The following is a 21,785-nucleotide window of genomic DNA, read 5'->3' as shown; positions in this document are numbered from 1 at the left end:
GGAAAGCACGCGACCGGCTTCGCGCTGCCCCCGACTACGAGGTGACCAGCCGGTAGCTTGGAGGGGCGGGGCCGGTCGTAGCATGGCCCTCCCACCACTGAAACCCCTAAGGCGCTCCCGTGACTCTTCCATCCGTTGACGACGTCCAGAAGGCGTTGGCCGGTGTCCAGGACCCCGAGATCCGGCGCCCCATCACCGAACTCGGCATGGTCAAAGAGGTCGTCGTGGGCGGGGACGGCGTGGTCGACGTGGCGATCTTCCTGACCGTCGCCGGCTGCCCCCTGCGGGACAAGATCACCGCCGACGTGACGGCCGCGGTGTCCGCGCTGCCCGGTGTCGCGGGCGTGCGCGTCGTGCTGGACGTGATGAGCGACCAGCAGCGCACCGACCTGCGCAAGTCGCTGCGCGGCGGTGTCGAGGAACCGGTCATCCCGTTCGCCCAGCCCGGCTCGCTGACCCGCGTGTACTGCGTCGCGTCGGGCAAGGGCGGCGTCGGCAAGTCGTCGGTGACGGTCAACCTGGCCGTGGCGATGGCGGCGCGCGGCCTGTCGGTGGGCGTCGTGGACGCCGACATCTACGGCCACTCGATCCCCCGGATGCTGGGCACGGACGGCAAGCCCACCCAGGTCGAGAAGATGATCATGCCGCCGCAGGCGCACGGCGTGAAGCTGATCTCGATCGGCATGTTCACCCCCGGCAACGCCCCGGTCGTGTGGCGGGGCCCCATGCTGCACCGCGCGTTGCAGCAGTTCCTCGCCGACGTGTTCTGGGGCGACCTGGACGTGCTGCTGCTCGACCTGCCGCCGGGCACCGGCGACGTGGCGATCTCGGTGGCGCAGCTCGTGCCGAACGCCGAGATCCTGGTCGTGACGACGCCGCAGCAGGCCGCCGCCGAGGTGGCCGAGCGGGCCGGGTCCATCGCGTTGCAGACGCGGCAGCGGGTGGCGGGCGTCATCGAGAACATGTCGTGGCTGGAGCTGCCCGACGGCACCCGCATGGACGTCTTCGGCTCGGGCGGCGGCCAGGCGGTGGCCGACTCGCTGACCCAGGCCGTGGGCTCCGACGTGCCGCTGCTCGGCCAGGTGCCCCTCGACCCGCGCCTGCGGGAGCAGGGCGACGCGGGCACGCCGATCGTGCTGGCGCACCCGGAGTCGGCGGCGGGCCGGGTGCTCGACCAGATGGCGGGCAAGCTGTCGACGAGGTCGCGCGGCCTGGCCGGCCGCCTGCTGAACGTCTCCCCCGCCGGCCGCTGACCCACGCCCCACCGCCCCGCACACCGGAGAGGCCCCCGAACCACGTGGTCGGGGGCCTCTCCGGTGTGCGGATCAGGTGGCGTCCGGGTCGTACGGCGGCCGCTCGCCCTGCTGGAGGGGGCGGTCCACGGCGCGGTCCGGGATGGCCGCGGGCGCGCCGCCCGTCGTCGGGTAGCCGTTGGGCTTCTCGGCCGGCTGGTCGTCCCACAGGTGCTTGGTGATGGCCTGCTTCGGGTTGAAGTTCCGCAGCTCCCGCAGGTCCTCCAGCGGCTTGCGCAGCTGCTCGTACTCGGGCCCCATCTCCTGCTTCAGCTGGTCGCGCGCGCCGGTCGCGTAGTCGCGGACCTGGCGGATCGTGCGGCCCACCCACGCGGCCGCGGACGGCAGCCGCTCCGGGCCCAGGATGAACAGGCCCGCGACGACGATGATGAGGATCTCGACCCATCCGATGTTCTCGAACACCCGCGTGCCCCGCCTTCCACGCCACCCGGCCTGATGAGCCCCACGACCAGCGTAGCCGTCAGTCGGAGCGCAGCGTCACCTGCACGGTCAGCTCGCGCCCCTGCCGGGCCAGCACGACCGGCACCGTCTCCCCGATCTCGCGGTCGCGCACCGCGACCGTCAGCTCGGCGGCGTTGCGCACCACCCGGTCGCCGACGCGGGTGATCACGTCGCCCTCCTCGATGCCGGCCGCGTCCGCCGCGCCGCCCTCGGGCACGTTCTGCACCTGCGCGCCCTCGGCGGTCTCCGCCGACGCCGACCGCACGTTCACGTTCATGTCCGCGTGCTTGACCTCGCCGTCCCTGATCAGGGCCTGCGAGACCTTGCGCGCGTAGTTGCCGGAGATCGCGAACCCCAGGCCCACCGACCCGCCCGTCTCGGTGCGGATCGACGAGTTGATGCCGACCAGCGCGCCCGACGAGTCGACCAGCGCGCCACCCGAGTTGCCGGGGTTGATCGCGGCGTCCGTCTGGATCGCGTCGTAGGTGACCTGCGGGCCGCCGTTCTCGCCCGCTGCCGTCACCGGCCGGTGCAGGGCGCTCACGATGCCCTCGGTCACCGTGTTCGACAGCGACAGCGGCGACCCGATCGCCAGCACCGCGTCACCCACGGCCAGCTCGTCCGAGTCGCCGAATTGGAGCACCGTCGGGTTCTCCACCTCGACCTTGATCACGGCCAGGTCCGTCTTCGAGTCGCGGCCCACCACCGCGGCGACCGCGCGCTTGCCGTCGGTGAACACCACCGTCAGCTTCGCCGACGTGTCCTGCACCGCCGGGGCGACCACGTGGTCGTTGGTCAGCACGTACCCGTCGCCGTCGATGACGACGCCCGAGCCGACGCCCGCCACGTTCGCGCCCTTGAACTCGATCGACACCACGCTGGGCGTCACCCGCTTCGCGATGTCCGCCACCGAGCCGACCGGCCGCTCCTTGCCCGGCTTCACCTCGGCCAGCGTCACGCCGCCGTCCGTCAGCGGGTTGTCCACCCGTCCCAGCAGCCAGCCCACCACACCGCCGGCCGCACCCACCAGCAGCGCCACCGCCAGCAGCAGCGCCAGCGCCGCGGGCTTCACGCGCCGCCCGAACAGCAGCTCCGGCACGCTCAGCTGCGGGCCCGGTCGCGGGTCGGCGGCCGCCTCGGCCTTCGGCTCCTCGGTGACCGCGGGCGGGCCGATGACGGCCGACGCGCCGGGGTCGCGCCACGCGTCACCCGCGGGCCTGCCCTCCCAGAACACCGGCTCGACCTCGGGTTCGCCCGCCAGGTCCAGCGGCGGGCGCTGGAGCCGCGTGCCCGCGTCGCCGTTCGGCCTGCCGAACGCCGTCGACAGCGCCTCCGGCGGGGGCGGCGACAGCCGGACGGAGCCGTTCGCGCCGTTCGGCGACGGGCGGTCCGCGGTGAACGCGCCCTCCACGCCCCTCGGCCGGCCGAACACGGACGCCTGACCGGGGTCCACCGCGGGCCGGGCGAGCGGGCGGGGCGCGAGCCTGCGGTGCGCCCCGTCGTCGACACCCGACCGGGGGGTCCCGTTGCCCTGTTCTGGCTCGCTCATCGCTCCCCGCACGTCGTCACACCAAAGGTTGTCGCGGGGCAATCGTGCCCGGTGACCGGTGAAGTCGCCGTCAGCGGGTCCCCCGACCGGGGGCCGGCCGACAGGATCGGCGACCGGGATCAGCGACCGGGCGACGAGGTCTGGGCCACCGGCCGCATCAGGTCGGTGTGGTCCACGACCGTGGACGGCGAGACGGCGGGCGTCGGCTCCGGGCCGCCGCCCTGCGCGGGCGTGGGCGCGCGGTCCTCGCCGCCGGGCACGACCAGCGCCAGGGCGCCGAGCATGAGGCCGGACACGACGACCCCCGCGCCGTGGCGGGCGCGCCGGCCCCCGAACCAGCCACTACCGAGGCGGCTGCCGCCGCCGGTGCCACCGGTGCCGAAAGGGCGTGACTGCCCCAGCACCGGCCCGCTGCCGAACGCGACCCGGTCGGGGCGCTGCACGGTGACGAGCTGGCCGTCCTCGGTGACCGCGAGGCCGTCGGGCGCGCTGGGCAGCTCCACCTCCTGGGGGATCGCGCCCAGCCTGGCCAGCAGGCCGGCCGGCGCGCAGGGGGTCTCGGCGGCGCGCACCGCGGACCTCGCCTGCTGCTGCGAGTACGCCTCGGCCGCGCAGAACGGGCAGCGCTGGAGGTGCGCGGAGGCCCGGCTGTGCGCGGAGGCGGTCAGCTCGCCGTCGACGAAGGCGACGACCGCGTCGGGCAGCAGGTGCTGCTCGGGCAGTTGCCATCCTCGCAGTTCGGTCATGCAGAGTCCTCCTGAACAAGGCCCCGACGGCGTTCGAGTGAGACCCTCAGGGCCTGGCGGCCCCGGTGGATCCTGCTCCTCACGGTACCCAGTTTGATCCCCAGGGTGGCGCCGATCTCCTCGTAGGAGAGGCCCTCCACGTCGCAGAGCACCACGGCGGCCCGGAACTCCGGCGGCAGCTCGTCGAGCGCGGCCTGCAGCTCCGGGTCGAGGTGGGTCTCGTCGTAGACCTCCTCGGGGCTCGGGTCGTCACCCGCGATCCGGTCCTGCTCCTCGGGCAGGGCCTCCATGCGCACGCGCGAGCGGCGGCGGGCCATGTCGAGGAACAGGTTCGTCGTGATGCGGTGCAGCCAACCCTCGAAGGTGCCCGGCTTGTACGACGCGAGGGAGCGGAACACCCGGATGAACGTCTCCTGGGTGAGGTCCTCGGCGTCGTGCTGGTTGCCGGTCAGGCGGTAGGCCAGCCGGTAGACCCGGTCGGCGTGGTCGCGCACCACTTGGTCCCACGAGGGCGCGATCCAGTCCGCGTCGTCGATCGGCGCGGTCGGTGCGGCGGCGGTCGGCTGCGTTGGCATAGGGGGTTCGAGCACCTCCAGTGGGCTGGCTGCCCTGCTGCACGGTCCAACGCCCTGCGCGCCGGGCGTGTTCCCGCGGTCCTGCTGTCGTGGGACCAGCCTCGCCGGTCCGCATATAACCATCGTTAGAGTCGGCTGAGAGCAGGCTGAGAATCCTGGTTGTCGGGAGGACCACCCGGACAGACGCCGACGGCGTTAGCCTTCGCGTCGTGGATGCGCCGACGCGCGAGTACGTGGAGGGCTACCTGCCCGAGGACGCGGTGCTGGAGGCCGCCCGCGCCAGGGGTGTCGGACTGGGGTGCGTCCCCATCGGCGCCGGGGGCGGCGCGGCCCTGAGGTTCCTCGCCGCCGCGCTGCGGGCGAGGGCCGTGGTCGAGGTCGGCACCGGGGCCGGGGTGGGGGCGTTGTACCTGCTCAGCGGCATGCCGGAGGGCGGGGTGCTGACGTCCATCGACGTGGAGCCGGAGCACCAGCGCGCGGCGAGGGCGGCGTTCGCCGAGGCCGGCGTGGCGGTGTCCCGGACGCGGCTGATCATGGGCCGGGCGCTGGACGTGCTGCCGAGGCTCACGGACGGCGGCTACGACCTGGTGTTCGTGGACGCGGCGAAGGTGGAGTACCCCCGGTACCTGGCGGAGGGCGTGCGGCTGCTGCGGCCCGGCGGGGTGATCGCGTTCGACAACGTGCTGTGGCACGGGCGGGTGGTCGACCCGTCGCGGCGCGACCCGGACACGGTGGCGATGCGCGAGGTGGCGCGGGCGGTGCGGGACGACGAGCGGCTGGTGCCGGTGATCCTGCCCCTCGGCGACGGCCTGCTGGTGGCGGCGAAGGTCGGCTGAGGCCGGTCGGGGACCGCCACGAGGGGTCCCCGACCACACCGGCCACACCGCCGGTCACCCCGCGGTGACGCCCTTCCCCAGCACCGTCACGCCGCCCGCGGACACGGTGTACCGCTGCCGGTCCGTCGCCGGGTCGACGCCGATCAGCGCCCCGTCCGGCACGACGACGTTCTTGTCGAGGATCGCCCGCCGCACGACCGCGCCCCGTCCGATCCGCACCCCGGGCAGCAGCACGCTGCCCTGCACCACGGACCCGGTCTCGACCACCACGTCGGACGACACGACCGACCCGTGGACGGTCCCGGAGATGATCGACCCCGGCCCGACCATCGAGTCCTCCGCGCTGCCGCCCGCGATGAACTTCGCCGGCGGCAGCGGCGGGGTCGCGGTGCGGATCGGCCACGCCTGGTTGTAGAGGTTGAACACGGGCCGCACGGACACCAGGTCCATGTGCGCCTCGTAGTAGGCGTCGATGGTCCCGACGTCCCGCCAATACCCGCGGTCGCGGTCGGTCTCGCCGGGGACGGCGTTGTCGGCGAAGTCGTAGACGTGCGCCTGCCCCCGGTCCACGAGCATCGGGATGATGTCGCCGCCCATGTCGTGGTCGGAGTCGGGGTCGGCCGCGTCGGTCCGCAGCGCCTCGATCAGCGCCTCGGTGGTGAACACGTAGTTGCCCATCGACGCGAAGGTGACCTCGGGGTCGCCGGGCACGTGGGGCGGGTCGGCGGGCTTCTCCAGGAAACGGGTGATCAGCCCGGTCTCGTCGGAGTCGATGCACCCGAACGCCTTGGCCTCGGCGCGGGGCACGCGGATGCCGGCGACGGTGACGCCCGCGCCGCTCCGGACGTGCTGGTCGACCATCTGGCCGGGGTCCATCCGGTAGACGTGGTCGGCGCCGAAGACGATCACGTGCTCGGGTTTCTCGTCGTTGACGAGGTTGAGCGACTGGAAGATGGCGTCGGCGCTGCCGGTGTACCAGCGCGGGCCGAGGCGCTGCTGGGCGGGCACCGGCGTGACGTACTGGCCGAGCACATTGGACAGCCGCCAGGTCGTCGAGATGTGCCGGTCCAGGGAATGGGATTTGTACTGGGTGAGCACGCACAACTTGACGAAGCCGGCGTTCACCAGGTTGGACAGGACGAAGTCCACGAGCCGGTAGTTACCGCCGAAGGGCACCGCCGGCTTTGCCCGGTCGGCGGTCAACGGCCACAACCGTTTGCCTTCGCCACCGGCGAGGACAATTCCTAGAACGTGCGGTTGCCCTTTCACGAGAACGACCCTAACCGGGCCGGCACCGGCCCACCAACGGCGAAGCGGCGCGGACTCCGCTTGTTCACCCGGCTGCCCCCGGCAGCGGGGTTACGGTGGGCCCGTGCGAATTGGACTGCTGACACGGGAGTACCCGCCGGAGGTCTACGGCGGCGCCGGCGTGCACGTGGGTTTCCTGGTGCCGAGGTTGCGCGAGTTGGTGGACGTGGACGTGCACGCCTTCGGCGGGCCGCGCGCGGACGCCCGGGCGCACAACCCGGCGCACGGCCTGGAGCGGGCGAACGCGGCGCTGGCGACGCTGTCGGTGGATCTGGAGATGGCGGCGGCGCTGGGTGACGTGCAGGTCGCGCACTCCCACACGTGGTACGCGAACATGGCCGGTCACCTGGCGAAGCTGATGTACGGCATCCCGCACGTGGTGACGGCGCACTCGCTGGAGCCGCGCCGGCCGTGGAAGGCGGAGCAGCTGGGCGGCGGGTACCGGGTTTCGTCGTGGGTCGAGCGGACGGCGTACGAGGCGGCGGACGCGGTCATCGCGGTGTCGGAGGGGATGCGGGCCGACGTGCTGGACTGCTACCCGGCGCTGGACCCGGCGCGGGTGCACGTGGTGCGCAACGGGATCGACACGGCGGCGTACCACCCGGTCGCCGAGACGGACGCGTTGACGCGGCACGGGATCGACCCGGGGCGGCCGATCGTGACGTTCGTGGGGCGGATCACGCGGCAGAAGGGCGTGGGCCACCTGGTGGCGGCGGCGCACCGGATCTCGCACGACGCGCAGGTCGTGCTGTGCGCGGGCGCCCCGGACACGCCGGAGATCGCGGAGGAGACGCGGGCCGCGGTGGCGGAGCTGGCGGCGGCGCGGCCGGGGGTGGTCTGGATCCAGCGGATGCTCCAGCCGGCGGAGGTGCGGCAGGTGCTGTCGGCGTCGGCGGTGTTCGTGTGCCCGTCGGTGTACGAGCCGCTGGGGATCGTGAACCTGGAGGCGATGGCGTGCGGGACGGCGGTGGTGGCGTCGGACGTGGGCGGCATCCCGGAGGTGGTGGACCACGGTCGGACGGGGCTGCTGGTGCACTACGACGAGCGCGACGTGGAGGCGTTCCGGGAGGGCCTGGCGGACGCGGTGAACGAGCTGCTGGGCGATCCGGCGCGGGCGGCGGCGTTCGGCGGGGCGGGGCGCGCGCGGGCGGTGGAGGAGTTCTCGTGGGCCACCGTGGCGGAGCAGACGGTGGAGGTCTACCGGGCGGCGTCGGACGGCACCGGGTGACCGGTCGACACCACTCGACACTTACATGTGATATGCGTCACATGTAGGTGAGTGCAACCAGGCGCGGTGGCGACCGCCTTTAACCAGTAGGGGCCAGAGGGCTACTGGTGGGGGTTCGCATGCGGTGGGTCGTCGTCCTGCTCGCGCTGCTGGGCGCCGGGTGCGCCGCACCCGCGTTCAGCGCCGAGCAGGTCCGGTTGACCATCGGCGGTCAGCCGGTCGTCGACGCGGCCTCGTTGCAGGCGCGGGCCGAGGCCGAGCTGAGCTACACGCTGTCCTTCGGGTACGTGGCGCGCACCAGCGACGACGCGGTGAGCTGCTGGTTCGCCCGCACCGGCAGGGCGTTCGACGTGGACACCAGGCTGTGGTGCGGGCCCGTGCAGGTGCCCGGCACGGCCGCGACGACCGACTGGGTACCGGTGCCGCTGGCGGAGGTCGGGCGCGGCGCGTCCGGCGTGCGGCTGGAGGTGGGGCCGCCGCAGGTGCCCGCCCAGGGCACGCGCAGCACGCCGGTCGGCACGCTGGTGCGCACCGACGGCCGCGAGACCACCGCGGACCAGGGCGTCGGCGGGGCCGGCCCGGACTTCCTCGCCGTGCTGCCCGACGAGGGCCAGGACGTGGACGAGGCGTCGGCCTCGGTGCGCGACGACCAACTGGAAGTGCGGGTCACCGGCTACGCGTCGCCGCCGTCGTGGTCGACGGCCGAGGGCGAACTGCGGGCCGAGCACGGGGTGGCGCTGCGCGTGCTGCGGTTGCGGGTGGTGAAGCACGGCGAGGTCGACAGCGCGTTCCTGCAGACGCCGTGGCGCGGGTGGCTGCCGCAGCCCCCGGAACTGGCGCTGGACCTGCCGGGGCGGCGGCACCCGCTGCCCGCGGACCGGTTGCCGAAGGACGGGGCGGTGCTCGTCGTCTACACGGTGCCGGTCGGCGGCGGGCCGGAGGCGCTGGTGCTGAACACGGTGGGCGCGAAGTCGCTGGAGCAGCGCGTCGAGGTGCCGTCGGGGAAGGCCGTCGGCGCGGTGGCGGGCGTGCTGCGGCGGTCGGCCGGACCGGAGTCGACGTCGGCCTCGACGCCCGTGGCGCTCGGGTCGGCGAACGGGTCGGTCGAGGTGGTGCGGGCGCGGCTGGGGCGGCAGCGGCCGGTGTCGTCGGGCGACCAGTACGAACTGGCCACCGCCGCCCTGGGGAAGGCGCTGCTGGAGCTGCGCTTGCAGGGGCGCGACCTGCCGACCGTGCTGGGCGCGCCGATCACGGTGGACCTGGTGGTGGTGACGCTGCCGGACGGGACGCGGGCGCCGCTGGTGGGCGCGCGCCACGGCGGCGAGGCGTTCCCGGTGGCGGTGGTGGTGGAGGTGCCGGAGGACGTGCGGTCGGTGACGTTCTCGGTGACGGCGGGCACGGTCGTGCTGCCGCGACTGGGGTCGGTGGCGGTGTCGGGCGGTGCCCCGGCGACCGTGGGCCTGGACTTCTGACGAGCCGCCCGCGGTCACCCGGCCGTGCGGCTCCCCCCTCAGGCGAAGCCCTCCGCCAGCTCGATCAGCGTCCTCGCCGCGAACCCGCTCGCGCCCGGCACGACCTCGTCGTACGCCTTGTCCGCCCGCGCCGGGCCGGCGATGTCCAGGTGCGCCCACGGCACTCCCCCGGTGAACTCGCGCAGGAACAGCGCCGCCGTGATGCCACCCGGTCCCGGCGGGCACTGGCGCACGTCGGCGATGTCGCTCCGCACGTCCTCCGCCAGGTCCTCCGGCAGCGGCATGCGCCACCAGGACTCGCCGGCGCGCTCCCCGGCCTCCGCGATCCGGGCGGCGAGCGTGTCGTCGGTCGCGAACAGGCCGCCGGTGCGGGTGCCGAGGGCTACCTTCATCGCGCCGGTCAGGGTGGCGACGTCCACGAGGTGGTCGGGCGCCAGGTTCCGCACCGCGTACGCCAGCGCGTCGGCGAGCACCAGCCTGCCCTCGGCGTCGGTGTTGGTCACCTCGGTGGTCGTGCCGCCGTAGTGCCTGATCACGTCCCCCGGCCGGTAGGCGCTGCCGGAGACGTGGTTCTCGGCGGCGGGCACCAGGCCGGTCACGCGGACCGGCAGGTCGAGCTTGGCGATGGCGACCAGCGCCGAGATGACGGCCGCGCCGCCGGACATGTCGGTGCGCATCAGGTGCATGCCGTCCGCCGGCTTGATGGAGATGCCGCCGGTGTCGAAGGTGATGCCCTTGCCGACGAACACCAGGTGGGGGCCGTCGCCGGAGCCCTGCCAGGACAGTTCGACCAGGCGCGGCGGGCGGGCCGAGCCCCGGCCGACGGCCAGGACGCCGCCGAAGCCCTCGGCGGCCAGCCACTTCTCGTCGCGCACCCGGACCTCCAGGCCCGGGACGGCGGCCTTCGCGGCGGCGGCGGCCAGCCAGGCCGGGTCCTTCACGTTCGAGGGCGCGTTGGCCAGGTCGCGGGACAGCGACGTCGCCCCGGCCAGGACCGCGGCCCGCCGGACCGCGTCGGTGAGCGGGGGGGAAGGTGCGGGGAGGACCAGGCGCACGGATTTCACCCGCTTGGGTTGCTCCGTCCCGGTGATCCGGTAGCGGTACCCGCCCAGCGACAGGCCCAGGGTGAACGCGGTCGCGGCGGCCGGGTCCAGGTCGGCGGGCAGGTGGACGTCGTAGCCGAGCACGCCGGTCCTGTCCGCGTCCCCGTGCAGCGCCCTGACCAGGGACGCGCCGGCCCGGCGCCAGTCGCGGACCGCCCCGTCGCCGACGCCGACGACCCAGGTCGCGCCCTTCTTGGCGGTGGCGCCCACCTCGCCGGTGACGTCGGTGGTGTCCACGTCGGCGGGCCCGCCGGGAGCCAGGCGCACGGGGTCGCCCGCGAACGCCACGAGCACCGCCGGCACACCTCGCCTGGGGGTGTCTGCCACCTCGACGGCGACCAGCGGGGTGGGCAGCGGCGCACGCACGTCAATACTCCTGGTGATCGGGAAAGGGGCTGGTCACAGCCTGTGCGCACAGCCCGTGGACACGGGTGCCGGCCGGGGGGCGGTCACGACAGCGATGCCCCGGTTCCACAGTGGAAACCGGGGCCCGCCGAACGCTGTCTCGCTCCGGCCGCTCAGCCGGCGGCTGCCTTGAGGGCGTCGCCCAGGGCGTTGGCCTCGTCCGCCGACATCTCGACGACTAGGCGGCCACCACCCTCGAGCGGAACGCGCATCACGATGCCGCGCCCCTCCTTGGTCACCTCGAGGGGACCGTCGCCGGTCCGGGGCTTCATGGCCGCCATCGCGTGCTCCCTCCGTCAACATCTTCCCCGTCCGACCAGGGCCGGATACGCCGCCCATTCTCCCCTATGCGGACTCACCTGCGAAACCGAACCGATCTTTCCGGCTCCGGTGCGGCTGGTCGGCGATCTTGTCGGAGGCGCTGATCAGGCCCAGGATCGGCGCGCCGCAAGGACTTCCACCCACCGGGTGAAGTCGTCACCTGGTCGTGACCGTTCCGGGTGTTGTGGCGTGTCGCGGGCCGGCCCTGACAGACTCGGCTCTCGTGCGAGCCCGTTCCGCGCTCTTCGACGTCTACGGCGGCCACCTCCGCGAGCGGGGTGGCGCGGCGACCATCGCCGCGCTGGTCCGGTTGCTGGAGCCGCTGGACTTCGCCGCGCCCGCGGTGCGCACGGCGGTGTCGCGGACGGTGCGGCAGGGCTGGTTGGCGCCGGTGCGCCTGGCGGGCGGCCCGGGGTACGCGATGACACCGCGGGCGGAGCGGCGGTTGGACGAGGCGGCGGCCCGCATCTACCGCACCCGGCCGTCCACGTGGGACGGTCGGTGGCACGTGGTGGTGCTGGAGGAGCTGCCGGTGCGGGAGTCGCGCGAGCGGTTGGCGTCGTCGTTGCAGCTGCTGGGCTACGGGGCGCTGGGCCCGGTGACGTGGGTCGCACCGCGGCCGTCGGCGGAGCTGGGGGACGTGCTGGCGGTGGAGGGCGTGCGGGCGAGCACGTTCCGCGGGGCGCACGAGGGCGGTGACGCGGAGCTGGCGGCGCGGGCGTGGGACCTGGGCGCGCTGGGCGAGGACTACGCGCGGTTCGTGGCGGAGTGGGAGCCGGTGGTGTCCGCTGTGGACGGCACGTCGCCGGCGGGCGCGTTCGCCGCGTCGCAGCGGTTCCTGCACGCGTGGCGGAAGTTCCTGTTCCGGGACCCGGGGCTGCCGCGCGAGCTGCTGCCCGAGGACTGGCCCGGCACGGGGGCGGCCGAGTTCTTCGACCGGCACACGGCGCGGCTGGCGCCCGCGGTGGCCAAGTTCGTCGACGACAGCCTGGGCAACGACTGAGCCCGGGGAACGACCTGCCCCAGAGAGACCTGCCCCAGACAAACGACCAGCTCGGAGGTCCACCTGTGTCCGAACTCCTCATCGACGACGCCGAGGGCGTTCGCACGTTCACGCTGAACCGGCCGGAGGCGTTCAACGCGTTCACGGTCGCGCTGAAGGAGCGGCTGCTGGAGGCGGTGCTGGAGGCCGCGGCGGACGACGCGGTGCGCGCGGTGGTGCTGACCGGCGCGGGGAAGGCGTTCTGCGCGGGCCAGGACCTGAAGGAGCACGTCGCGCTGCTGGAGGCGGGCGACCCGGCGCCGCTGCACACCGTGGAGCGGCACTACAACCCGCTGGTCAAGGCGATCGTGGGGATGCCGAAGCCGGTGATCGCGGCGGTGAACGGGACGGCGGCCGGGGCGGGGGCGTCGCTGGCGTACGCGAGCGACCTGCGGATCGCGGCGGCAGGCGCGAAGTTCCTGATGGCGTTCGCGAACGTGGGGTTGACGGCGGACTCGGGCGCGTCGTGGACGCTGCCGCGGCTGATCGGGCACGGCCGGGCGATGGAGATGATGCTGCTGGCGCAGCCGGTGGGCGCCGAGGAGGCGCTGCGGATCGGCATGGTGAACCGCGTGGTGCCGGACGGCGAGGCGCTGTCGGCGGCGCGGGAGCTGGCGGCGCGGCTGGCGGCCGGGCCGACGACGGCCTACGCGAAGATCAAGGAGGCGATGGCGTTCTCCGGCGAGCTGGCGGCGGCGCTGGACGTGGAGGCGCGCACGCAGGCCGAGGCGGGGGCGACGGTGGACCACCGGGAGGCGGTGGCGGCGTTCGTGGCGAAGCGGAAGCCGGTGTTCACCGGGCGCTGACCGCCCGGAAGCAGGTGGCGATGTGGTCGTCGACCATGCCGGTGGCCTGCATCAGCGCGTAGCAGGTGGTGGGGCCGAGGAACGTGAAGCCGCGGCGCTTGAGCTCCTTGGCCATCGCCTTCGACTCCGGCGTGACGGCGGGCACGTCCTGGCTGGTGGCGGGCCGCACGTGGTGCTCGGGGGCGAACGACCACAGCAGGTCGTCGAGCGGCACGTCGAGGTCGGCGACGGCGCGGGCGTTGGCGATGGTCGCGGTGATCTTGGCGCGGTTGCGGACGATGCCGGCGTCGGCCATGAGCCGGTCGGAGTCGGCGTCGCCGTACTCGGCGACGACCTCGGGGACGAAGCCCGCGAACGCGGTGCGGAAGTTCTCCCGCTTGCGCAGGATCGTGATCCAGGACAGGCCGGACTGGAACGACTCCAGGCACATGCGCTCGAACAGGGCGGTGTCGCCGTGCAGCTCCACGCCCCACTCGGTGTCGTGGTAGTCGGCGTAGTCGGGCGTGCTGTCGCCCCACGGGCAGCGGACGAGCGGCGGGGTCACGCGGGGTACTCCCGGGCGTAGGCGGCGAACCGGCGCAGGGACAGCTTCACGCCGGGCAGGAAGGCCAGGTTGAGCAGCGGGTTCACGTCCTCGGCCCACACGAACCCGCTGACCGCGCCGCGCGGGACGACGCGGAACTCGCCGGTGCCGCGCACGAGCCGCCCGGTGTGCTCGACGGCGCAGCGCAGGGGTGGTTCCCAGGCGGTGACGCGCATGGTGTCGGTGAACCCGAGGGGGCCGAGGCCGGTGAACGCGGACAGCTCGCTGCCGGCGCTCGCCCCGTCGCCGGAGGTGACGCGGACGCGGGTGAGCAGCATCCACTCGCCCTGCCGCGCCCAGTCGGTGAGGGCGGCCCAGGTGCGCTCGGCGGGGGCGTCGACGTCGACGCGCAGCTCAAGCCGGGTCACGTTCGGGCTCCCGTTCCGTCTCGCGTTCCGTCTCCGCGACGGCGGGCCGGGCGGGCTCGATCCCGAGGTCGGCCTCCAGTTCGGCCACGCGGGCGCGCAGCTGCTCCAGCTCGCCGGCCAGGCGGTCGAGCGCCCAGTCCACCTCGGTCATCTTGTAGCCGCGCAGGACCTGCTGGAACTTGAGGTCGCGCACGTCGGCGGGCGTCACGTCGTCGGCGGGCAGCCGGGTGGGCGACGCGCCGGGCGGCAGCGGCGCGAGCTCCTCGCCGCGGCCGAACACCAGCGCGGCGAGGAGGAACACCACGGCCGCCACGAGCGCCATGACGACGATGTAGAGGAGCGCTGAGGTCACGGCACGATCGTGGCACACCACCGCCGGTCAGACCGACGAGAACACCACACACCTGCGGGCGAGGACGGCGAGCCGGGCCAGGACCAGCAGGCTGACCAGCGACGCGGCGAGCACGGGCGGCGGCATGAGCAGGCGCGACGGGTCCAGGTGCGCGGTGGCGACCATGATCGAGAGGTTGCCGGTGCTGGCCGCGCCGACGGCGACGGCGGCGACCGCGCCGGCGAGCCGGGCCAGGGTGGTGGCGCCGACGCCGAGCCGGGCCAGGGCGCGGCCGGTGAGCAGGGCCAGGAGGGCGGCGCCCGCGGCGACCCAGGAGGCGGCGTCGTTGGCGCGCGCGACCAGCAGGTACCAGTCGGGCGGCGGGGCGGCGAACGGGTCCCAGGCGCCGATCCAGAACCGGCGGTTGAGCTCCCACAGCAGGTGCGCGAGGGGCAGCACGAGGATGACGGTGCGCAGGGTGCGCGTGCCGTGGGCGAGGCCGAGGACGCCCTGGTAGTCGCGGGCGACGGTGGTGACGGGCCCGAACTCGGTGACGGCGCGGCGCTGGGCGTCGGTGTCGGGCAGGCCGCGGGAGCGGTGGGCGTCGGCGGCGTCGACGAGGCTGTCGCGGGCCTCGGCGAGCAGGTCGTCCTTGAGGGCGGCGGGTCCGCGCAGGCGGCGGTCGAGGGCGGTGACGTAGTCGTCGATCAGGCTCGCGCGGGCCACGGTCCACCTCCGAGGACGCCGTCGATCGCGGTGGTGAACTCGCGCCACGCGGTGCGCTCCGCCACCAGGGCCCGCTCACCGGCCCTGGTGAGCCGGTAGGTGCGGCGCTGCCGGCCGGAGACGGTGCTCCACTCGCTGGTGACCAGGCCGGCCGCCTCCAGCCTGCGCAGCGCCGGGTAGACGGTGCCGGTGGGCAGGTCGAGCACCCCGCCGCTGCGCTGCTGCAACGCCTCGATGATGGCGTAGCCGTGCAGCCGGCCGCCGTCGAGGACGGCCAGCAGCAGCGCGTCGAGGTGGCCCCGCAGCGCGTCGGACTTCACGGGTGGTCAGTCTACGGATCGCGGTCGCGGTGCGAACCCCGTCGGCACCGGTCCCCGTCTCCCGCCGGCGGACGTCAGGCCAGCGCCCTGAGCACCCGCGCGGGGGGTCGGGTGCCCGCGATGCTCGCCACCATCTCCACCACGCGCCGCGTCTGCCGCACCTGGTGCGCCCGGAACACCCTCGCGCCCGTCCACGCCGCCACCGAGGTCGCGGCGAGCGTGCCGTCCACCCGGTCCGCCACGTCCACGCCCAGCGTCTCGCCCACGAAGTCCTTGTTGGACAGCGCCATCAGCACCGGCCACCCCGTGGCGACCAGCTCGTCCAACCGCCGCAGCAGCTCCAGGCCGTGCCACGTGTTCTTGCCGAAGTCGTGCGTCGGGTCGATCAGCACGCCCTCGCGCGGCACGCCCAGCGCCACCATCCGCTCGGCCCGCTCCACCAGCTCGCCGACCACGGCGGCCACCACGTCGGGGTAGCGCACGCGGTGCGGGTCGGTGCGCGGCGGCAGGCCGCCGGTGTGCGAGCAGACGATGCCCACGCCGAACTCGGCCGCCACCTCCGCGAGCCGCGGGTCCGCGCCCGCCCACGTGTCGTTGATCAGGTCCGCGCCCTCCGCGCACACCGCGCGGCCCACCTCGTGCCGCCACGTGTCGACGCTGATCACCACGTCCGGGTGACGTTCGCGGACGGCGGCGACGAACGGCACGACCCGCCGCGCCTCCTCGGCCGCGTCGACCACCTCGCCCTTGGAACCGGCCTTCACGCCGCCGATGTCGACGATGTCCGCGCCCTCGGCGACCACCCGGTCCACGGCGGCCATCGCGGCGTCGTCGGAGAACGCCGCGCCCCCGTCGTAGAACGAATCGCGGGTCCGGTTCACGATCGCCATCACCAACGCGCGATCGCCCGCGACCTCCCGTGCACCGAACCGCAGCATGACCGCATCGTGCCACGTCACAGCTCCGCGTGAGCCGTGTCACAGGCCATTGCTACCCGCGAGTACGGATGGCTTACTCACCGGTAACACCCTGCGTGATCCCGGTCACGGTCAAGGAGGACCCTGTGCGCCGATCACTCCCCCTGCTGCTCGCCGCCCTCGTGGCGCTCGTGCTCGCACCACCCGCGCAGGCCGCCCCCGGCTTCGCGGTGGGCTACCGGACCATCCCCGGCCAGGGCGGCACCCCGCTGAAGGCGTTCGTCGTCGAGCCCACCGGCCGCGGCAGCGGACCGTTCCCGCTGCTCGTGCTGCCCTCCAGCTGGGGCGTCAACAACATCGAGTACGTCGGCGCCGCCGCGCGCCTCGCCTACGAGTCCGGCTACGTGGTGATCAGCTACACGAGCCGCGGCTTCCACGACTCGGCGGGCGAGATCGACGTCGCCGGACCGGACACCGTGGCCGACGTCAGCCGCGTCATCGACTGGGGCATCGCCCAGGCACGCGGCGACGCGTCCAGGGTCGGCGTCGGCGGCATCTCCTACGGCGCCGGCCAGTCCCTGCTCGCCGCCGCCGCGGACCCGCGCGTGAAGGCCGTCGCCGCGCTGTCCACGTGGACCGACCTGGCCCGCTCGCTCTACCCGAACGAGACGGTCAGCGGGCAGGCCGTCGACCTGCTGCTCACCGCCGGGAAGCTCACCGGCCGCCCCGGCCCCGTGCTGCGCGACGCCGAGGCCGCCTACCGGGAGAAGCGGTTCGAGGACGTGCTGCCGATCTCGCCGCCCCGCTCGCCCATGTCCAGGATCGGCTCGATCCAGGCCGCGGTGATGATCGGCAACGCGTGGAACGACGGGCTGTTCCCGCCGAGCCAGATCACCGACTTCTTCACCGCCCTGACCACGCCCAAGCGGCTCATGCTGTCCCCCGGCGACCACGCCACCGCCGAGCTGTTCGGCGCGGCCGGGCTGCCCAACGAGATCTGGGACTCCGTCGGCCGCTGGTTCGACCACCACCTCAAGGGCGTCGCCAACGGCATCGACCGCGAGCACCCCGTGCAGGTCAAGCCCAACAACGGCGGCAGTTGGCGCTCCCACCCGACGTGGGCCGCGGCCACCGCGCGCACCGACACCGTGCCGCTGGCCGCGGACCGCATCGGCGCCGGGTGGCCGACCATCGCCGAGAGCGGCACCGTGCTCGTGTCCGGCGCCCTCCAGGGGTTCCTGCGGCTGCCCGTCGGCGTGTCCACGCCCCTGATCGACCGGGGCGCGGCGGCCGTGTGGCGCGGACCCGTGCAGTGGGGCGCCACCACCGTCAGCGGCACGCCCCGCGCGCACCTCACCGTGACCCCGAGCGCCGCCAGGACCACCCTGTTCGCCTACCTGTACGAGGTGAACGCCCTGGGCCTGGGCGCGCTGATCACGCACAAGCCCGTCACGCTCACCGGCACGCACACCCGTGCGGTCGACCTTGACCTGGAGCCGACCGTGTGGAACGTGGGGGTGGGCAACCGGCTCGTGCTGGTCGTCGACACCGTGGACGCCCGCTACCAGGGTTCCAGCGCGCCCGGGTCGTCGGTGGCGTTCGGCGCGGACTCGTGGCTCGCCGTCCCGCGCAGCTGACAGCGGCCTTGGCCGACCGGTCCGCGCGCCTGGCGGACGTGCCGGCCCCGCCCACCTACCCCCGCGAGAGTCCAACGCCCAGGTCGCGCGAGTCGTACGCCCAGGTCGCGAGAGTCGTACGTCCAGCCCGCGCGAGTCGTACGTTCAGGTCGCGAGAGTCGTGCGTCCAGGGGCGGTGAGTTCTTTACTCGCGAGTGAAGAACTCACCGCCCCTGGGCGTTGGACTCTCGCGACCTGAGCGTTGGACTCGCGCGACCTGAACGCACGACTCGCGCGACCTGAACGCACGACTCGCGCGGGCTGGGGGTGCGACTCGCCGGGGGACGGGCGGTCGGGCCGTCAGGCGGCGCAGGCGTCCAGGGCGGCGGTCACGTCGTCCGTCACGACGAGCGAGTCCAGCGCGAACCGGGACACGAACCCGCGCTCGCACAGCTCGCCCAGCCACGACAGCAAGCCCCGGTAGTGGCCGTCCACGTCCAGCACCACCACCGGCTTGGCGTGCATGGCCAGCACCTTCGAGGTCCACACCTCGAACATCTCCTCCAGCGTGCCGATCCCGCCGGGCAGCGCCAGGAACGCGTCGCCGTGCGCCTCCATCAGCGCCTTGCGGTCGCGCATCGTGTCGACCACGAGCAGCTCGTCGGCCTCGGCGTCCGCGACCTCCCGGTCCACCAGACCGCGCGGGATCACGCCGGTGGTGCGCGCGCCGCCCTCCCGGGCCGCCTTCGCCACCGCGCCCATCATCGACGTGCGGCCACCGCCCCACGCCAACGACCAGCCGCGCGCCGCGATCTCCTCGCCCACGCGCCGGGCCAGCTCCAGGTAGCTCTCCGGGACCGTCCGCAACGACCCGCAGTACACGGTGACGGTGGTCAATGCGCGTCCGCCCACGCCTTGTGCGCCTCGTTCACCACGCGCACCGCGTCGTCGATGTCGTCCGTCAGGTACAGCAGCTCCAGGTCCTTCTCACCGACCTTGCCGCCGTCGAGCACCGAGGACTTCACCCAGTCGTACAGGCCCTGCCAGTACTTCGTCCCGAACAGCACCACCGGGAACTTGGTGACCTTCTTCGTCTGCACCAGGGTCAGCGCCTCGAACAGCTCGTCCAGCGTGCCGAAGCCGCCCGGCAGGCAGATGAACGCCTGCGAGTACTTGATGAACATGGTCTTGCGGACGAAGAAGTAGCGGAAGTTCACGCCCAGGTCGACCCACGGGTTCAGGCCCTGCTCGAACGGCAGTTCGATGCCCAGTCCGACGGAGAAGCCGCCCGCCTCCGAGCAGCCCCGGTTCACCGCCTCCATCGCACCCGGCCCGCCGCCGGTGATGCAGGCGAACCCGGCCTCGGCCAGCGCCCGACCCAGTCGGCGGCCGGTGTCGTACTCCGGGTGGTCGCGGCCCGTGCGGGCGGACCCGAACACGGTCACCGCGCTCGGCACCTCGGCCAGCGCGCCGAAGCCCTCCACGAACTCGGCCTGGATGCGCAGCACCCGCCACGGGTCCGTGTGCACCCAGTCGGTGTGGCCGCGCGAGTCCAGCAGGCGTTGGTCGGTGGTCGTCAGCTCCTCCCTGCGCCCACGACGCAGGACCACGGGCCCGCGCTGCTTCTCCTTCGGGTGCTCGTCAACGCCGTTCTCGCTCATCACCGGGAGTGTAGCCGCGGGACGGGGTCACCCCAGGAAGCGACGCAGCACTTCCACGCACCGCCGCACCTCGTTCACCTGGACGTTCTCCTGCCGCGTGTGCGCGAGCACCGGGTCGCCCGGCCCGAAGTTCACCGCGGGCATGCCGAGCGCCGCGAACCGCGCCACGTCGGTCCAGCCGAGCTTCGCCACCGGCTCCCCGCCGGCCGCCTCGACCAGCTCCCGGGTGACCGGGGCGCCCAGACCCGGCAGCGCGCCGGGGGACACGTCGGTGACCGTGACGTCGTAGCCGTCGAACACCTCGCGCAGGTGCCGCTCGGCCTGCTCGGGGCTGCGGTCGGGGGCGAACCGGTGGTTCACCGTCAGCACCGCCGCGTCCGGCACGACGTTGCCCGCGACACCGCCCTCGACCTTCACCGCCTGGAGGCCCTCGTGGTACCGGCAGCCGTCGATCTCCGGCTGCCGCGGCTCGTACGCCTCCAGCCTGCGCAGCGCCTCGCCGAGGGCGTGGATCGCGTTCTCGCCCATCCAGCCGCGCGCCGTGTGCGCCCGCGCGCCCCTCGTGCGCACCTCGATCCGCATGGTGCCCTGGCAGCCGGCCTCGACCACGCCGTTCGACGGCTCGCACACGATCGCCAGGTCGCCCGCCAGCCACTCCGGCAGGTCGCGCTCGACGCGGCCCAGGCCGTTGCGGACCGCGTCGACCTCCTCGCAGTCGTAGAACACGAACGTCAGGTCGTGGCGCGGGTCGGTCACGGTCGCGGCGAGGTGCAGCATCACCGCGTCGCCGCCCTTCATGTCGACCGAGCCGAGGCCGTGCAGGACGCCGTCCTCCAGCCGCGAGGGCAGGTTGTCGTTGACCGGCACCGTGTCGAGGTGCCCGGCGAACACGACGCGCGACGGGCGGCCCAGGTTGGTGCGCGCCAGCACGGCGTTGCCGGAGCGGACCACCTCCAGCCGCGTCTGCTCCCGCAGCGCGCGCTCCACCAGGTCGGCGAGACGGGCCTCGTCGCCCGAGACGCTGGGCACGTCGACGAGGGCGGCGGTCAGTTCGACGGGATCGGCGGAGAGGTGCAGGGTGTCGGCCACCCGCCGCACGTTACCGTTGCCACCCGTGAGCACCGCGAACCCCACCGGCGCGTACGGCGTCGGCCTGGCCACCGTCACCCCTTCCGGCACCGTGCTCGACACGTGGTTCCCGTCGCCGTCCCTCGGCTCGGACGGCGAGCCCGGCGTGGCGCTGCTGTCGTCCGCCGAGGTCGCCGGGGCGCTCGGCGAGGCAGCCGCCAGGCAGCTGGGCGCCGACGCCGAGCGGGACGTGGAGGTCGTCGGCGTCCGCGTCGGCATCGCCTCCCTCGACGACACCCCCGCCTCGGCGTACGACGTGTGGCTGCGCCTGCACCTGCTGTCGTCGCGCCTGGTCAAGCCGCACGGCGCGAACCTGGACGGCATCTTCGGGCTGCTCGCGAACGTGGTGTGGACGAACTTCGGCCCGTGCGCCGTGGAGGGTTTCGAGGAGACGCGGCTGCGGCTGCGCGCCCGCGGCCACGTCACCGTGCACGGCGTCGACAAGTTCCCCCGCATGGTGGACTACGTGCTGCCGGGCGGCGTGCGGATCGCCGACGCCGACCGCGTCCGCCTCGGCGCGCACCTGGCGTCCGGCACGACCGTCATGCACGAGGGCTTCGTGAACTTCAACGCGGGCACGCTCGGCGCGTCCATGGTCGAGGGCCGCATCTCGGCCGGCGTCGTGGTCGGCGACGGCTCCGACGTGGGCGGCGGCGCGTCGATCATGGGCACCCTGTCCGGCGGCGGCAAGCAGGTCATCTCGGTGGGCGAGCGGTGCCTGATCGGCGCCAACGCGGGTGTCGGCATCTCGCTGGGCGACGACTGCGTCGTCGAGGCGGGCCTGTACGTCACGGCGGGCACGAAGGTCACCGGCGCCGACGGCGCGGTGGTGAAGGCGGCCGAGCTGTCCGGCATGTCGGGTCTGCTGCTGATCCGCGACTCGACGACGGGCGTGGTCAAGGTCCTGCCGCGCAAGGGCACGGGCGTCGAGCTGAACGCGGCCCTGCACGCCAACGACTGATCCGCCCGCGTGTCCCGCGCTCACGACCC

General features: G+C 73.9%; 24 protein-coding genes. 8 read left to right on the top strand and 16 right to left on the bottom strand.

All coding sequences use genetic code 11. The annotated features are described in order from the left end of the window. The first annotated feature begins 119 nt into the window (after positions 1–119). On the top strand, positions 120–1,253 hold the full coding sequence (locus J2S66_RS32975) for an Mrp/NBP35 family ATP-binding protein (protein WP_310312454.1): 1,134 nt from the start codon (positions 120–122) through the stop codon (positions 1,251–1,253). Positions 1,254–1,325: 72 nt separating this feature from the next. Here the strand turns inward: J2S66_RS32975 and J2S66_RS32970 are convergent, their stop codons facing one another. From J2S66_RS32970 to sigE, 4 genes are all read right to left on the bottom strand, one after another. Continuing rightward, positions 1,326–1,715, bottom strand: coding sequence for a sec-independent translocase (locus tag J2S66_RS32970; protein WP_310312451.1), 390 nt, complete (start codon positions 1,713–1,715; stop codon positions 1,326–1,328). Between the two features lie 58 nt (positions 1,716–1,773). Continuing rightward, on the bottom strand, positions 1,774–3,303 hold the full coding sequence (locus tag J2S66_RS32965) for a S1C family serine protease (protein WP_310312448.1): 1,530 nt from the start codon (positions 3,301–3,303) through the stop codon (positions 1,774–1,776). Positions 3,304–3,422: 119 nt separating this feature from the next. Then, positions 3,423–4,049 (bottom strand): anti-sigma factor family protein, encoded by a 627-nt coding sequence (locus J2S66_RS32960; RefSeq protein ID WP_310312446.1) that lies wholly within the window; start codon positions 4,047–4,049, stop codon positions 3,423–3,425. Then, positions 4,046–4,624, bottom strand: coding sequence for an RNA polymerase sigma factor SigE (gene sigE, locus J2S66_RS32955; protein ID WP_306745920.1), 579 nt, complete (start codon positions 4,622–4,624; stop codon positions 4,046–4,048). The genes J2S66_RS32960 and sigE overlap by 4 nt, the downstream gene beginning before the upstream one ends. Before the next feature lie 209 nt (positions 4,625–4,833). Here sigE and J2S66_RS32950 point away from each other — a divergent pair, with 209 nt between their 5' ends. Then, positions 4,834–5,460, top strand: a complete 627-nt coding sequence (locus tag J2S66_RS32950) for an O-methyltransferase (RefSeq protein ID WP_306745919.1) — start codon at positions 4,834–4,836, stop codon at positions 5,458–5,460. 54 nt (positions 5,461–5,514) lie between these two features. Here the strand turns inward: J2S66_RS32950 and glgC are convergent, their stop codons facing one another. Beyond that, positions 5,515–6,729: a glucose-1-phosphate adenylyltransferase gene (gene glgC, locus J2S66_RS32945; protein WP_310312442.1), complete on the bottom strand. Its 1,215-nt coding sequence runs from the start codon at positions 6,727–6,729 to the stop codon at positions 5,515–5,517. 103 nt (positions 6,730–6,832) lie between these two features. Between glgC and glgA the strand changes: the two genes are divergently transcribed. Beyond that, positions 6,833–7,996, top strand: coding sequence for a glycogen synthase (glgA, locus tag J2S66_RS32940; protein ID WP_310312439.1), 1,164 nt, complete (start codon positions 6,833–6,835; stop codon positions 7,994–7,996). A 119-nt stretch (positions 7,997–8,115) separates the two neighbouring features. After that, positions 8,116–9,468, top strand: a complete 1,353-nt coding sequence (locus tag J2S66_RS32935) for a hypothetical protein (protein ID WP_310312436.1) — start codon at positions 8,116–8,118, stop codon at positions 9,466–9,468. Positions 9,469–9,506: 38 nt separating this feature from the next. On the opposite strand, the gene J2S66_RS32930 is transcribed toward J2S66_RS32935, so the two are convergent. Both J2S66_RS32930 and J2S66_RS32925 read right to left on the bottom strand, forming a co-directional pair. Next, entirely contained in the window at positions 9,507–10,937 is a 1,431-nt protein-coding gene (locus J2S66_RS32930; RefSeq protein WP_310312434.1) for a leucyl aminopeptidase, read from the bottom strand. A gap of 152 nt (positions 10,938–11,089) precedes the next feature. Further along, positions 11,090–11,257 carry a DUF3117 domain-containing protein gene (locus J2S66_RS32925; protein WP_012783412.1) on the bottom strand — a complete coding sequence of 56 codons (168 nt, stop codon included), beginning with the start codon at positions 11,255–11,257 and terminating at the stop codon, positions 11,090–11,092. Positions 11,258–11,520: 263 nt separating this feature from the next. On the opposite strand from J2S66_RS32925, the gene J2S66_RS32920 reads away from it, so the two are divergent. Both J2S66_RS32920 and J2S66_RS32915 read left to right on the top strand, forming a co-directional pair. Then, entirely contained in the window at positions 11,521–12,300 is a 780-nt protein-coding gene (locus J2S66_RS32920; protein ID WP_306745914.1) for a PaaX family transcriptional regulator, read from the top strand. A gap of 65 nt (positions 12,301–12,365) precedes the next feature. Continuing rightward, entirely contained in the window at positions 12,366–13,145 is a 780-nt protein-coding gene (locus J2S66_RS32915) for an enoyl-CoA hydratase-related protein (RefSeq protein ID WP_306745913.1), read from the top strand. Here J2S66_RS32915 and J2S66_RS32910 read toward each other — a convergent pair. The 6 genes from J2S66_RS32910 to folP form a co-directional block, all read right to left on the bottom strand. Continuing rightward, the gene (locus J2S66_RS32910) at positions 13,132–13,689 is read right to left on the bottom strand and encodes a DNA-3-methyladenine glycosylase I (protein ID WP_310312408.1); all 558 of its coding nucleotides are present in this window, start codon (positions 13,687–13,689) and stop codon (positions 13,132–13,134) included. The two genes, J2S66_RS32915 and J2S66_RS32910, sit on opposite strands and share 14 nt — an antisense overlap. Next, positions 13,686–14,096 (bottom strand): SRPBCC family protein, encoded by a 411-nt coding sequence (locus J2S66_RS32905; RefSeq protein ID WP_310312406.1) that lies wholly within the window; start codon positions 14,094–14,096, stop codon positions 13,686–13,688. The genes J2S66_RS32910 and J2S66_RS32905 overlap by 4 nt, the downstream gene beginning before the upstream one ends. Then, a complete protein-coding gene (locus J2S66_RS32900; protein WP_310312404.1) occupies positions 14,083–14,448 on the bottom strand; it encodes a DivIVA domain-containing protein in 366 nt (121 codons plus the stop codon). The genes J2S66_RS32905 and J2S66_RS32900 overlap by 14 nt, the downstream gene beginning before the upstream one ends. A gap of 27 nt (positions 14,449–14,475) precedes the next feature. Next, complete coding sequence (locus J2S66_RS32895) at positions 14,476–15,153, bottom strand: permease prefix domain 1-containing protein (protein WP_310312401.1); 678 nt, start codon at positions 15,151–15,153, stop codon at positions 14,476–14,478. Continuing rightward, complete coding sequence (locus J2S66_RS32890) at positions 15,135–15,473, bottom strand: PadR family transcriptional regulator (protein WP_310312398.1); 339 nt, start codon at positions 15,471–15,473, stop codon at positions 15,135–15,137. The genes J2S66_RS32895 and J2S66_RS32890 overlap by 19 nt, the downstream gene beginning before the upstream one ends. Positions 15,474–15,547: 74 nt before the next feature. Then, entirely contained in the window at positions 15,548–16,411 is an 864-nt protein-coding gene (gene folP, locus J2S66_RS32885) for a dihydropteroate synthase (RefSeq protein WP_310312395.1), read from the bottom strand. A 125-nt stretch (positions 16,412–16,536) separates the two neighbouring features. On the opposite strand from folP, the gene J2S66_RS32880 reads away from it, so the two are divergent. Beyond that, positions 16,537–18,027, top strand: a complete 1,491-nt coding sequence (locus tag J2S66_RS32880) for a CocE/NonD family hydrolase (protein WP_310312391.1) — start codon at positions 16,537–16,539, stop codon at positions 18,025–18,027. 339 nt (positions 18,028–18,366) lie between these two features. Here the strand turns inward: J2S66_RS32880 and J2S66_RS32875 are convergent, their stop codons facing one another. The 3 genes from J2S66_RS32875 to dapE are packed head-to-tail and all read right to left on the bottom strand — an operon-like array spanning position 18,367 to position 20,756. Continuing rightward, entirely contained in the window at positions 18,367–18,903 is a 537-nt protein-coding gene (locus J2S66_RS32875; protein WP_310312388.1) for an LOG family protein, read from the bottom strand. Continuing rightward, positions 18,900–19,667, bottom strand: a complete 768-nt coding sequence (locus J2S66_RS32870) for an LOG family protein (protein ID WP_310312386.1) — start codon at positions 19,665–19,667, stop codon at positions 18,900–18,902. Before J2S66_RS32870 ends, J2S66_RS32875 begins: the two co-directional genes overlap by 4 nt. 27 nt (positions 19,668–19,694) lie before the next feature. Beyond that, entirely contained in the window at positions 19,695–20,756 is a 1,062-nt protein-coding gene (dapE, locus tag J2S66_RS32865; RefSeq protein ID WP_310312383.1) for a succinyl-diaminopimelate desuccinylase, read from the bottom strand. A gap of 25 nt (positions 20,757–20,781) precedes the next feature. On the opposite strand from dapE, the gene dapD reads away from it, so the two are divergent. After that, positions 20,782–21,756, top strand: coding sequence for a 2,3,4,5-tetrahydropyridine-2,6-dicarboxylate N-succinyltransferase (gene dapD, locus J2S66_RS32860; RefSeq protein ID WP_310312380.1), 975 nt, complete (start codon positions 20,782–20,784; stop codon positions 21,754–21,756). Positions 21,757–21,785 lie beyond the last annotated feature (29 nt).

Origin of the sequence: Saccharothrix longispora (genome assembly GCF_031455225.1) — a bacterium.
Taxonomy (GTDB): Bacteria; Actinomycetota; Actinomycetes; order Mycobacteriales; family Pseudonocardiaceae; genus Actinosynnema; species Actinosynnema longispora.
Note: the sequence above shows the minus strand (reverse complement) of the source record. Positions and strands in the feature narration are given on the sequence as shown.